Source organism: Ruegeria sp. CDSA246 (assembly GCF_059611225.1).
On sequence record NZ_JBXWPD010000014.1, the window covers coordinates 82,884 to 94,731 of the forward strand.

General features: G+C 58.2%; 10 protein-coding genes and 1 pseudogene. 2 read left to right on the forward strand and 9 right to left on the reverse strand.

All coding sequences use genetic code 11. The features are described 5' to 3' along the window. Nucleotides 1-39: 39 nt before the first annotated feature. Together nirK and AC2FI9_RS17620 are read left to right on the forward strand one after the other, a co-directional pair. Nucleotides 40-1,257: a copper-containing nitrite reductase gene (gene nirK / locus AC2FI9_RS17615; RefSeq protein ID WP_496769427.1), complete on the forward strand. Its 1,218-nt coding sequence runs from the start codon at nucleotides 40-42 to the stop codon at nucleotides 1,255-1,257. 34 nt (nucleotides 1,258-1,291) lie between these two features. Next, on the forward strand, nucleotides 1,292-2,032 hold the full coding sequence (locus tag AC2FI9_RS17620; protein WP_496769430.1) for a formylglycine-generating enzyme family protein: 741 nt from the start codon (nucleotides 1,292-1,294) through the stop codon (nucleotides 2,030-2,032). 84 nt (nucleotides 2,033-2,116) lie between these two features. Here AC2FI9_RS17620 and AC2FI9_RS17625 read toward each other — a convergent pair whose 3' ends face one another. The 9 genes and pseudogenes from AC2FI9_RS17625 to AC2FI9_RS17665 all read right to left on the reverse strand — a co-directional run bounded on the left by AC2FI9_RS17625 (nucleotide 2,117) and on the right by AC2FI9_RS17665 (nucleotide 11,844). After that, complete coding sequence (locus AC2FI9_RS17625; RefSeq protein WP_496769432.1) at nucleotides 2,117-2,452, reverse strand: hypothetical protein; 336 nt, start codon at nucleotides 2,450-2,452, stop codon at nucleotides 2,117-2,119. A gap of 13 nt (nucleotides 2,453-2,465) precedes the next feature. Then, nucleotides 2,466-2,811 (reverse strand): annotated as a pseudogene (locus AC2FI9_RS17630) (transposase); the annotation flags it as partial. A gap of 278 nt (nucleotides 2,812-3,089) precedes the next feature. Then, the gene (locus tag AC2FI9_RS17635) at nucleotides 3,090-4,706 is read right to left on the reverse strand and encodes a GMC family oxidoreductase (protein ID WP_496769434.1); all 1,617 of its coding nucleotides are present in this window, start codon (nucleotides 4,704-4,706) and stop codon (nucleotides 3,090-3,092) included. Nucleotides 4,707-4,753: 47 nt separating this feature from the next. Then, nucleotides 4,754-6,271, reverse strand: a complete 1,518-nt coding sequence (locus tag AC2FI9_RS17640) for an FGGY-family carbohydrate kinase (protein WP_496769436.1) — start codon at nucleotides 6,269-6,271, stop codon at nucleotides 4,754-4,756. After that, on the reverse strand, nucleotides 6,264-7,106 hold the full coding sequence (locus AC2FI9_RS17645) for a class I fructose-bisphosphate aldolase (RefSeq protein ID WP_496769438.1): 843 nt from the start codon (nucleotides 7,104-7,106) through the stop codon (nucleotides 6,264-6,266). Before AC2FI9_RS17645 ends, AC2FI9_RS17640 begins: the two co-directional genes overlap by 8 nt. Then, nucleotides 7,079-8,833: a glycerol-3-phosphate dehydrogenase/oxidase gene (locus AC2FI9_RS17650; protein ID WP_496769439.1), complete on the reverse strand. Its 1,755-nt coding sequence runs from the start codon at nucleotides 8,831-8,833 to the stop codon at nucleotides 7,079-7,081. Before AC2FI9_RS17650 ends, AC2FI9_RS17645 begins: the two co-directional genes overlap by 28 nt. Before the next feature lie 46 nt (nucleotides 8,834-8,879). Then, a complete protein-coding gene (locus AC2FI9_RS17655) occupies nucleotides 8,880-9,875 on the reverse strand; it encodes an aldo/keto reductase (protein ID WP_496769441.1) in 996 nt (331 codons plus the stop codon). Beyond that, nucleotides 9,865-10,845 carry a sugar-binding transcriptional regulator gene (locus tag AC2FI9_RS17660; RefSeq protein WP_496725646.1) on the reverse strand — a complete coding sequence of 327 codons (981 nt, stop codon included), beginning with the start codon at nucleotides 10,843-10,845 and terminating at the stop codon, nucleotides 9,865-9,867. Before AC2FI9_RS17660 ends, AC2FI9_RS17655 begins: the two co-directional genes overlap by 11 nt. 3 nt (nucleotides 10,846-10,848) lie before the next feature. Continuing rightward, a complete protein-coding gene (locus AC2FI9_RS17665; protein ID WP_496769444.1) occupies nucleotides 10,849-11,844 on the reverse strand; it encodes an ABC transporter permease in 996 nt (331 codons plus the stop codon). Between the last annotated feature and the right edge of the window lie 4 nt (nucleotides 11,845-11,848).

The following is an 11,848-nucleotide window of genomic DNA, read 5'->3' on the forward strand; positions in this document are numbered from 1 at the left end:
GCTTACTCGCTGCACTCATCCGACCTCAAGGAGGATACTATGACCAAATTCATCAACCCCGGCCTTATGAAAACCAGCCGCCGCAATGTGTTGCGGGGATCGGTTCTGGCAGGCGCCGCAGCTATGACCGGCGCAGGTGCCATGGCAGCTCGTCGTACACCAATGCCGCTCAAGGCAGATGCAGCCTCGGCTAAACTCTACAAAGTTGCGGGTGAACAAAAGGCTGACAGCACAGCCAAACCGGCGGATTTGTCTGGTTATACCCGTGTTAAACAGGAACTCGTTGCACCACCCTTTGCACCAGAGCACGAGCAGGTGGCCACAGGCGGACCAAAGATCATCGAAATCACCATGGAGACAACCGAGCGTCTTATGGTCGTTGACGAGGACACCGGCGCGTCTGTCTGGGCTCTGACCTACAATGGTTCAGTCCCAGGCCCGCTGATCATCTGCCACGAAGGCGACATGATCGAACTGACCCTGCGCAACCCCGAAGACAGCGTGATGGAGCACAATATCGACTTCCACGCTTCGACCGGTGCGTTGGGTGGCGGTGGCCTGACCCATGTCTATCCTGGCGAGGAAACCGTGCTGCGCTGGAAGGCGACCAAACCTGGTTGCTTTACCTATCACTGCGCGCCGGGCGGAGCGATGATCCCGTATCACGTCACCCATGGCATGAACGGTGCGGTGATGGTGCTGCCGCGCGATGGCCTGAAGGACGCGGATGGCAATCCGCTGACATATGACAAGATCGCCTATATCGGCGAGCAGGATTACTATCTGCCGCTGGACGAAAACGGCGAGTACAAGACCTATGAGGCCGCCGGTGACGACTATGCCGACAGCCTGGATGCGATGCGCACGCTGACCCCGACCCATTCGGTGTTCAACGGCGCGGTAGGTGCCCTGACCGGCGAGAACGCGCTGAAGTTCAACGTCGGCGAGACGGTTCTGATGATTCACAATCAGGCCAACCGCGACACCCGTCCGCACCTGATCGGCGGCCACGGTAACTATGTCTGGGAGACCTCGTTCACCGATGCGCCTCAGACCGGTGTCGAAACATGGTTCGTCCGCGGAGGATGTGCAGTTGCCGCAATGTACACGTTCGAACAGCCAGGCGTGTATGCCTATGTGAACCACAACTTGATTGAAGCCGCGCTACTGGGGGCCACCGCGCATTTCATTGTCGAAGGGGACTGGGACAACAACCTGATGGAACAGGTTGTAGCCCCCCGGCCTTTTGCAACCTAACGCCGTTGGACTTCAAATCATGAAAGCCACTGCCATGCAACGGATCACCAATCCAACCAATCTAGGTTGGGCAGGTCTGAGTGTGGCAGTGGTCATCTGTGCGGGTGTGTTGTTTTTGAATGGGCCACTCTTTCGAACACAACTGATGCCCGAAATGGCCGATAATCCGGTCATTTTTCCCGGCGGTGAAACGCTCTACGTTCAACGCCACGAAGTGACGGTCACTGAATGGAATCTGTGCTACGAAAGCGGTGGTTGTACGCAGAAATTACACACCCGGTTGGGTCTCGATCCGGCTACAACACCCGCTACCGGGCTTAATTATGTAGACGTGAGCGAGTACTTGCGTTGGATCAATGCCGCCACTAGTCACGATTTCCGCCTCCCCACAAGAGCGGAATGGAACCACATGGCATTGTCAGTTCTGCCTGAAGATCCCGACCCGATCTTTACCGACCCATCACTAAAATGGGCCTCAAGTTATCTGACCGAAGGACTCTCTCCACGTGCACTGAAACCGCAAGGCAGCTTTTCGATATCACTGCACGGGATCGCTGATCTGGACGGCAGCGTCTGGGAATGGACTCAGGACTGTTATGCTGGGGCAAGCGAAGACATCGACCCTGATCGATGCCCCGCCTTTTTTGTCGGTGGTGAGCATGTCGCAGCGGTGCCTTTCCTCGTGCGCGATCCAGCACGAGGCGGTTGCGCCGTCGGCGCACCCCCGGCACACCTCGGCATGCGTCTGGTTTCGGACGTAGATACAGAAAATTAATTCACAGGCATTGTTTGCCAAAGAGCCCCGCGACCGTGTTGCATGGATCACGATTGAGGCGGATTGACCCCATTGTCCATCACTTCAGAAGACCCACTCATACGCCGCACGACCGAGAGCTGTTATGCGGTTGAGCGTTGTTGATGCAATTTTCGCTTCAGATCTTTGATTGTTGAAATCGCGCGCTTGCAGGCGATTGCTGAGTACTTGTGTCCAACTGCCGATCTGGGCTTCAACCTTTGACCTCTGATTGTATCCTGCCTTGGTTTGCCACTTCATTCTACCATGTTCGGCGATGGCAGTGATGTGTTGATTGCGCTGTGCATTCGCCCCGTGAACCGCGTTCTTCCGCGAAGCAACAACCCACACCGGTTTCAATGCTGGCGAGCAAATCCGGGACAGCAGTTTCATCGCCTGCATGTTCAGTGGTCAACTCCTCCGCGGCGATATCGCCGGTTTCTGGGTCAAGGGAGATGTGGAGATTGCGGCATGTTTTGCAGGTGTTCTTAGCACCGTGCTTTTCTTCATGCCGGCTCCGGTCACCATGAATTTTCAGACCAGTACTATCCACACTCAGGGTGATCGGCTTTTCTGAAGCGCGCCGGTTTGGGGCCACTATCAGCCCCTTACCGCATCGTGATCGCGTCGAGTAATCCGGCACCACAAGATCCAGCCATCAGCTTGGAAAGCGATCGCATAAAGCCCAGCGATTGTCTCAAGGCAAGCCGAAACACGACCCACAAAGTGAGGCAAATCTCGATCGCTACGTCCGAATAAATCGCCTATCCTCAGCGAGACCTGCACCGTGGCGGCGACCATGTCTTGGCCAGATCACCTGAAACCCAAGTCGTCAAGTCACCGCGTTGCCGAAGGCTTTCGTTGAACTCTAATGCATTCACCACCCGATACCGTGCTTTTTCAAACTTGTCCCGACAGGTATCATTGATACTTGTGGGGCATCTATCATCGCTCACATCACAGAAAACCCAGGGAATACTCTGTGCAGACGCTCCCTGAAACAGGGTCGCAGCGGATCCACTTTCCAAACCTAACCCCGTTATGCCCTGGATTTCCTGATTAGGTCAGCTGCTTTCTCGGCGACCATAATGACCGGAGAGGCGGTATTTCCCGACACGATCTTTGGCATGATCGATGCATCTACGACGCGCAGTCCCGTCACACCCACTACACGCAATTGCGGATCCACGACCGCTTTGTCGTCCTGTCCCATTTTACACGTACCAACCGGGTGAAAGATCGTTGTTGCGATATCTCCGACGGCATTTATCAGATCCGGTTCATCCTGAATGGCCGGGCCGGGCAGAATCTCTTGCGGCTGGTAAGGTTCAAGTGCTTTGGCCGTCATAATCCGGCGGGTCTGTTGGACCGACTTGACGGCAACCGATCGATCCCGTGCAGCGGAAAGGTAGTTCAGCCGGATATCGGGTTGCTGATCCAGGTCGCGGCTTTGGATATGGCTGCTGCCGATACTTTCGGGACGCAGGTTACAGACTGACACGGTGATGGCGGGAAAGGGATGCAGCGGATCGCCTAGCTTGTCGGTTGACAAAGGCTGGACGTGATATTCCAGATCCGGCGTTTCCAGCGCGGGATCGGATTTGGTGAACATCCCGAATTGGCTGGGTGCCATCGACATTGGGCCTGATTGGGTCAGCCCGTATTGCAAAGCAATCCGAGCCTTGCCCAAGATGGAATTCGCCATCGTGTTCAACGTTTTAGCGTTCTTCACTTTGTACACGGTTCGGATCTGCAGATGGTCCTGCAGGTTCTCTCCGACGCCGTTGCTTTCGTGCAGAAGGTCGATGCCCAGCGAACTGAGCACATCGCCGCGACCGATCCCTGAAAGCTCCAATATCTTTGGTGAGTTTATCGCACCCGCAGTCAACAGCACCTCATGCCCCGCAAGTGCCTCCAACACTCGCCCCTTGTGGCGAAACCGGACGCCGCGCACGGATTTACCGTCCAGGATCAGGCGGTCGCTGGTGGCCTGGGTTATCACCCGCAGGTTCGGGCGCTTAGAGGCCGGGCGCAGAAAGGCTTTGGCGGTGTTCCAACGCACGCCGTTCTTCTGATTCACTTCAAAAAAACCCGACCCTTCGTTGTCGCCATCGTTGAAATCGTCGCGCGGCTGAATACCGAATTCTTTTGCTCCGTCCTGAACCGCCTTCAGGATGTCCCAGCTGAGCTTTTGTTTCTGAACCTTCCACTCACCCCCGCTGCGATGCACATCGGTGTCGCCGCCGTGGTGGTCCTCGGATTTCAGGAAATAGGGCAGAACGTCATCCCAGCCCCAGCCTGTATTGCCCATCTGTCGCCAGTGATCGTAATCCGCCGCTTGCCCGCGCATATAGATCATGCCGTTGACCGACGAGCAGCCCCCGAGCACCTTACCACGCGGATAGACTAGAGACCGCCCGTTCAGGCCGGGCTCGGGCGCGGTTTTCATCATCCAGTCGGTGCGGGGATTGCCGATGCAATAGAGGTAACCCACCGGTATATGCACCCAGTGGTAATTGTCGGATTTTCCGGCCTCTAGCAGCAATACACGCGTGTCGGGGTCTTCGGTCAGCCGGTTTGCCAGCACGCATCCCGCGGTCCCGGCCCCGACGATGATATAGTCATAGTCGCCATCAAGGCGTGTTGCCTGTGTCATGGTCAATCTCGATTGCCTGTTATTTGTGTGCCGATCATAGCGTAGTTTCAGGGTCGGTCTTGCCGCATGTGCGCGCGCGACCAGAAGCCCTGCATCGTTTCGATCAGATCCAGATAAGTGTCGTATCGGTCGCCATAGTGGGTGTGCATGCCCGGGTCGGGTTCAAAAACCTGTTTAACGCGTGTCATCCGGGCGATCCCTTCCTCATAGGTTCCTACCTCGCCCACAGCACGGGCCGCGCCGATAGCCGCGCCCAGAGCGCCGGTCTCGCGGGCTTCGGCCACGGTGATCGGAAAACCCAAACAATCGGCAAACATTTGCGGCCAATGCGGACTGCGCGAACCACCACCCGAAAGAATGGCCCGATCAAGCGAAACACCCGCTTGTTCCAGTACTCCGATATGGCGGCGGTGTTCGAACATCACACCTTCGAACAGGGCGCGCAGCATATGGCCTTCGCCATGCCAGCCAGCCAGCCCGTAAAACCCGGCACGGAACGATGCGCCCTGACCTGAGCCATAGAGGAAGGGGTGAAAGAACGGATCATCTGCCCGGGGTGTTACCCGCCCGACCTGCGCATTGCAATAACCGAACGGGTCATCGTGATGCCCGCCGCGTTCAACCAGCTCGCGCACGTACCATTCCAGATTGGCCGCCGATGTCGCACTGGATTCGATATTGACGAAACGATCCTGGCCAAAGCACGAGGCCATAAAGACGTTCCGGTCGTTGACCGGCGCTGCTGAGAACACCTGATTGATGCTCCAGGTTCCGGCGATGATCGAAGCCTCGCCCGCGGCAACCACACCTGACCCCATGGCGCTTGAGATCACGTCGAAAAACCCGCCGATCACCGGGGTTCCGGGTGCCAGGCCGGTTGCGGCGGCGGCTTCGTCGGTCACAGCACCGGCAACCTCTCCGGGGTCGATGAGACGCGGAAGGAATTCGCGCGCATCCGACAGACCATAGAGCGTCAGCAGCTCGTCGTCATAGACACAGTCCGGCATTCGGGTCAGACCGCAGCCGGACATGTCAGACAGATCGCTGACTCGCTGACCGGTCAGTTTGAAGGTGATGAAGTCCTTGCACAGCATTATGGTCTGTGTGCGGTCGTAAATCTCGGGCCGGTGCCGCTTGATCCAGGCCAGCAAAACCGGAGTTTGCGAGGGCCAGGGGTATTGCAGGCAAATCTCGTGCAATCTATCCCCGTTGGCCGCGGAAAGCTCTGCCGCCAGATCCGCGGCACGGGTGTCCAGCGATTGAATGCCGATCAGCGGGCTCCCTGCCCGATCCAGCAGATAGAGCCCGTTGCCATGGCCCGCACATCCAACACCGGCAATCTGATCCGCTTGAATGCCGGCTTTGGCGATACAGCCGCCAATTGCGTCACGCGCGTTGGCCCAAAGCTCATTCAGGTCACGTTCGACAAATCCCGGCTCGGGCGTCGAGGACTGCCCGTCCAGCGCGTGCACCGCAACCTGATGCCCGTCCTGATCAAACAGGACGGCCTTGATTACGGTGTTCCCGGCGTCCAGCCCCAGAAAAAATGTGCTCTTCTCAGCCACGGTTGTAGATATCCCAGGCTTCCTCGCCGTTTGCGCCGTTGTGGATCATTGCCATCAGGGCCGACACAACCGCCTTTGGGTTGTCATGCTGATAAATGTTGCGTCCATAGACCATGCCCTGCGCGCCTTGCGCCATCAAGGCCGCCGATTTTTCCAGAACGGTCTTCAGATCCTCTTTGCCGCCGCCGCGAACCAGAACCGGAACCTGGGCCGCCTCGATCACACGGTGAAAATCCTGCGCGTTCTCGGTTGGATCTGCCTTAATGATATCTGCCCCCATTTCCGAGGCAAGACGCACCAGAGTCACAATCTTTTCCGCGTTTCCGTCTACCTGATAGCCGCCGCGAATGTCATTTGGCAGCATGACCAGAGGTTCGATCATCAGCGGCATCCCGTACTTGTCGCACGCAGCCCGAACGCGTGAGATGTTCTCGACGCATTGACGAAACAGTTCGGGTTCATCCGGCAGCATGAACAGGTTCACCACAACGGCCGCCGCATCCATTTCCAGCGCACCGATGATGGGTTCATCAGCGTTTTGCAGCATTGACCACATCACACGGTGGCGTTGATCATTGTACGGGTTGCCCATGTCGATCCGCATGACCAGCGCTGGCTTGTCCTTTTCCGGGCGGTTCTGCAACAGATCTGCTTGCCCATAGGCGCATTGGATCGCATCCGGTTTGGCGTCGATCAATGTGTTCATGACTGCAGGCATGTCTTCCAGACCGACCATAAAGCTGGGCTCGTTACAGACCCCGTGATCAACTGCAACGTCGAGACATCCACCATTGGTGAACATTCGGTTCATGCGGGCTTTGCTGCTAATGCGCATTCTTCACTCCGTTTGATATTTCTGGCGGTCAGCGTCTTGGCGGATACGCCGTGAAACTCCGCCAATTCATTGATCAGCACCTTGCGCTGATGTTTTAGGTCTTGTTTGGACAGGTTTCGCTCCTGCGCCAGCAGATCGGCCAGAGTGTCGATGACCTGCATCGATATCCCGCCGGTAATGGCCAGCGATGTCCGGCGCAGCACGATGTCAGAGAGCGTTTGAGTATATTCCTCACGCAGCAGCAGTCGGATTTCCGTGTGCGTGTATGGGCAACCGGGGGCCAGGGGCGTGTCCGCCATCGCCGGACTGCCTTGGGCCACTTGTCGGGCTTGCGTACCGTAGTGAGCCACCAAATGCGCGGCGCGTTCAGTGCTGAGTTGGTAGTGGCGCACCAATTCCTCTTCCAGAACTGCCGGTTGTGCAGGAAAACTGGCCCCGCCACCTATGGCACTGCCAAGTGTGGACTGGCGTCGGGTTTTGCCCAATTCGGCCAGCACCTCATCGGCTGTTTGTTCGGCAAAGGCGCGGAAGGTGGTCCATTTGCCACCGATCATGCAGAATTGCGGCACCTCTCCATCCAGGCGCCTAGTGTAATGGCCGCGGGAAATCCGCCCGGTGAAATCATGATCGCTGTGAGGCAGGGGACGGATACCGCTATAGCTGAACACGACGTCGTCGGATGAAAACGTCAGGTCAGGGAACACAAGGCGCAGCGATTCAAGGATGTAGTCCCTTTCCTCATCTTCGCAGCGCACCCGCCGGGCGCGTTCAACCCGGATATCCGTCGACCCGGCCAGAACCTTGCCCAGATAGGGGAACACGATACACACCCGGCCATCGGTATTCTCAAAATATACCATATGTCCGCCAAGTGCCTTCAGCAGGTCAGGGTTGTCGATGATCAGGTGAGAGCCCTTGGTGCCAGACACCAGCGGCTTGTCCAGCCCATTGCCCAGGGTGCGGATCGTGTCGTCCAGCCACGCGCCGGTGGCGTTGACAATGATCTTTGGCCGAACCGGGAGGGTCACACCCGAGCGCACATCTCGCAGGTGATAGGTGCCGTCCCGCTGGTCCAGCTCAGCATAATTCAGCGCGACTGAGGCGCGATTGGCCCGTGCGGTGTCGCGTAGCATTTCGATGCACAGGCGTTCCGGGTGGCTGATCCATGCGTCGTGATAAACAGCCGACCGTGTGGCCTTGGGCGTCAGATCGGGCCAGGTCTGCCGCGTCTGCGCGGCCGAGTTGAACCCGTGGCGCGGCAAAACCCGGCGGCTACGCGTTACCCAGTCGTATAGCGACAGCCCCAGCTTGATCGGAACCGCGCCCCGGCTGGCAGGTTTTCCCTTCCAGCCCACAAAGCTGGCCGCCGCGTTCAGCATTCCGGAGAACCGAGAGGTGATCGGGATCATCGTGGGCAGCGGGCGCACCAGATGCGGTGCGTTTTCCAGCAGAGCATCGCGTTCGCGTAAGGACTCGCGCACGAGATCGAATTCACCGTTTTCCAGATAGCGCAGCCCGCCATGGATCATCCGGGACGGCGCGGCGCTGCAGCCTGAACAAAAGTCGTTCCGTTCAACCAACAGAACGCGCAAACCCTGCAGGGACAGATCGCGATAGACGCCGATGCCGTTCACGCCGCCGCCGATGACGACCGCGTCAAAGGCCGCATCGCTGCGCAGGCTGGCCAGGTTCTGTTCCCGTTGATCGGACATAACTCTCCTGTTCATTGAAACAGTGTTTCAATGGTCTTTGTGTTTTGGTTTTGATCCGGGATCAGGCGTCCAGATCGCTCAGGTGGTGTTTTGCTTGTTGATCGATTGTCGCAATATCTTCAGCCGACAGGCGCAATTGGCCCGCCCGTGCGTTTTCAGCCGCTTGCATCGCATCCCGCGCCCCACACAGTGAAAAGGTGATGCCCGGCTGCTGAACAGTCCAGGCGATGACTGTCTGCGCTGGCGTCGCGCCGTGCGCCTCGGCAATCGGCGTTATGGTTTTCATCAACTCAGCAACCTTTTCCCGGTTGCCCTGCGAAAAGCGCGGGTTGTCCTTGCGCTGATCATCGCCGGTAAAGACCCGGTCGGGGCCGACCTTGCCCGTCAACAGGCCAAGCGCCAGCGAGGAATAGCTCAGCACCGAAACCCCGTTCTCGCGGCATACGGGTAGCAGGCTGCTTTCGATGTCACGTTTGACCATCGAATATTCTTCCTGAATGGCGTCCAGCTGACCGGCGGCGACATAGGCGCGAATGTCGTCCGCCGAAGTGTTGCTGGCCCCGATAGAGCGGATTTTGCCCTGCTGCTTGAGCATCTCCAGCGCTTCCATCGTCTCGGCCACTGGTGTCGTCGTGTCCTGCCAATGGGTGATGTAGTGGTCGATATAGTCGGTCCCCAGACGGGTCAGGCTTTGTTCGACCTCATGAATGATCGCATCCTTGCCCAGATAGCGATGCACCGGTCGGCCGTCATAGTCGAAGAAGTGGTTGCCTTTCTGCGTGTGCCAGACCAGCCCGCATTTGGTGGCCAGCACCACCTGATCACGACGGCCCTTCAGCGCTTTGCCTACGATGTCCTCGGCCACGCCTTGCCCATAGGCCGGGGCGGTATCAATCAGGGTCACGCCAGCATCGACCGAGGCCTGAATTGCGGCGATGGATTTGGCCTCATCTGTGCCACCCCACATCCAGCCGCCTATGGCCCAGGTGCCCAGCCCGATGGCCGAGGCCTCGATCCCGGACGTGCCGACTTCACGTGTCAGCATGTCATGCGACATTCTGCGTTCCTTCCATTTCTTCCAGAACCGCCTTGGCGGTCTCTTCATCGACAATCAGTGAATCCAAAAATTTACCGTTCAGCGCCGCAGTGATCGGCTGCACCTTAAGCGGGCCTGCGGTCACACCGATCACCCTTGTGCATTCGGCCAGATCACCGGGCGGCAATGCGACCAGACGCGAGTTCAGAGCGTAGTTCGATACAGCGCCGTTGCTGTGGATCAGATGCGCCAGAAACTCGCCCACGACACCCATCCCGATCAGCATCTTGCGATCCGCATCCGGTACGGGATGCAGGTCGTAATAGCTTGAACATTCCGGCTCGATCGAACCGATCCCGACCAGCGCCACATTCGCACGCCGTGCCAGATTCAGAACGTCGCGGATCGAGGCGACGTCCATCAACATGTCCCGCTGTTGCTGGCTTTCGGCAAACAGCGGCGCGTGCATCAGCATCGTCTGACCGCCCAGACGTTCCGCCATCTGCGTCGCCAGATGGTTGACATCCGTGTAATACTTGCCCTGAACCCCGCCGGTCAGCGGCACAACGGTCACGTCAAAGGATTGTTCAGGGGCCAGGCTTTCCACCACGGCGCTGACGGCCTTGCCGCCGGTAATCGCGATCACGTCGCCGTCGCGCAGGGTCTCGACTAGACGACCCGCAGCGGCGCGTCCCACCTGTTGCAACGTCGTCTCGACACTGCCCGACACCGAGGGCGTCACCACTGCATCGTTCAGACCGGTGGTCTGTGCCAGCTCGCGCTCCAGATCCATCAACGTCTGGAACGGGGTTTCGATGTCGATCTTCACCATACCCATGCGGCGGCCCTGCGTGATCAGCCGGTTCACCTTGGACGTCGACAGGTTCAGCGCCTTGGCGATGTCCGACTGTTTCTGACCTTCGATGAAATGCAAGATCAGCACCGTGTGGATCTGTCGGATCAGTTCAAAGTCCTTTTGTTTATCCGTCATGGTCTACCGCCGCCGTTTGTTGAGGTAATGATCGATAGTCACCGCGCTCAGCAAGATCGAGCCGCGGATGATATCCTGCCAGTAGACCGACACATCCAGCAGGGCGAGCGAGCTGGACACCAGCGACAGCAGGATCACCCCGAGGATCGCACCCAGGATCGAGCCCGAGCCGCCATTCAGGCTGGCCCCGCCAATCACGGCGGCGGCGATGATCGTCAGCTCTAGCCCCAGACCAAAGGTGGGCTGGGCCGAGCCGAACCGCGCCATGTAGATGATCCCGGCGATCCCGCACAGGGTCGAACACAGGGTGGTGGTCAGGAAGATGACCTTTTTGGTCCGAATGCCGGAATACGCGGCGGCCTTTTCGTTGCTGCCGGTGTAGAACACCTTGCGGAACATGGTCGTCCGACGCAGCATGAAATCAAAGGCTATCACAAAGACCAGAAAGATGATGATTACAATCGGGACTGGTCCGATGCTGCCTTGCCCGATGAACTTGAACTCCGGCGGTAGGGTATAGAGGCCCAAGGGTCGTCCTCCGGTAAACAACAGGCAGGCGCCGCGCGCGATGACCATGATGGCCAGCGACACGATGAAATGATGCAGACCCACGCGGGTCACAAAGAACCCCATGAAAGCTCCGATCCCCGTGCACAGAGCGATGGAAATTGCTGAGGCAACCCAGGGGTCTACTCCGCTGAGAAACAGCCAGCCCGCGATCACCATTGCCAAGGCCGTGACCGAACCGACCGACAGGTCTATCCCGCCCGAAATCAACAGGATCGTCATCCCAATCACCAGAATGCCATCGACCGCAAAGGCCATCGACATGGCCCGCATATTCGCCCAGGTCAGAAAGTAGGGCGAGGCAAAGGACATGATCAGGAACAGCCCCAGAATGATCACGATCAGCCCGGTTTCGCGCATCCGAAACAGCCGTTTCAGCGGCGAGGTGCTGTCGCTCGGGTTTGCCTGGGCCATATTCACTGTGTTGTCCATCTTG

Excerpts from the sequence above, each read along its gene's own strand:
- AC2FI9_RS17655 (WP_496769441.1), bottom strand. The coding sequence starts at position 9,875 with ATGTCGCATGACATGCTGACACGTGAAGTCGGCACGTCCGGGATCGAG.
- AC2FI9_RS17645 (WP_496769438.1), bottom strand. The coding sequence starts at position 7,106 with ATGCGCATTAGCAGCAAAGCCCGCATGAACCGAATGTTCACCAATGGT.
- nirK (WP_496769427.1), top strand. The coding sequence starts at position 40 with ATGACCAAATTCATCAACCCCGGCCTTATGAAAACCAGCCGCCGCAAT.
- AC2FI9_RS17625 (WP_496769432.1), bottom strand. The coding sequence starts at position 2,452 with ATGCAGGCGATGAAACTGCTGTCCCGGATTTGCTCGCCAGCATTGAAA.
- AC2FI9_RS17635 (WP_496769434.1), bottom strand. The coding sequence starts at position 4,706 with ATGACACAGGCAACACGCCTTGATGGCGACTATGACTATATCATCGTC.
- AC2FI9_RS17620 (WP_496769430.1), top strand. The coding sequence starts at position 1,292 with ATGCAACGGATCACCAATCCAACCAATCTAGGTTGGGCAGGTCTGAGT.
- AC2FI9_RS17650 (WP_496769439.1), bottom strand. The coding sequence starts at position 8,833 with ATGAACAGGAGAGTTATGTCCGATCAACGGGAACAGAACCTGGCCAGC.
- AC2FI9_RS17665 (WP_496769444.1), bottom strand. The coding sequence starts at position 11,844 with ATGGACAACACAGTGAATATGGCCCAGGCAAACCCGAGCGACAGCACC.
- AC2FI9_RS17660 (WP_496725646.1), bottom strand. The coding sequence starts at position 10,845 with ATGACGGATAAACAAAAGGACTTTGAACTGATCCGACAGATCCACACG.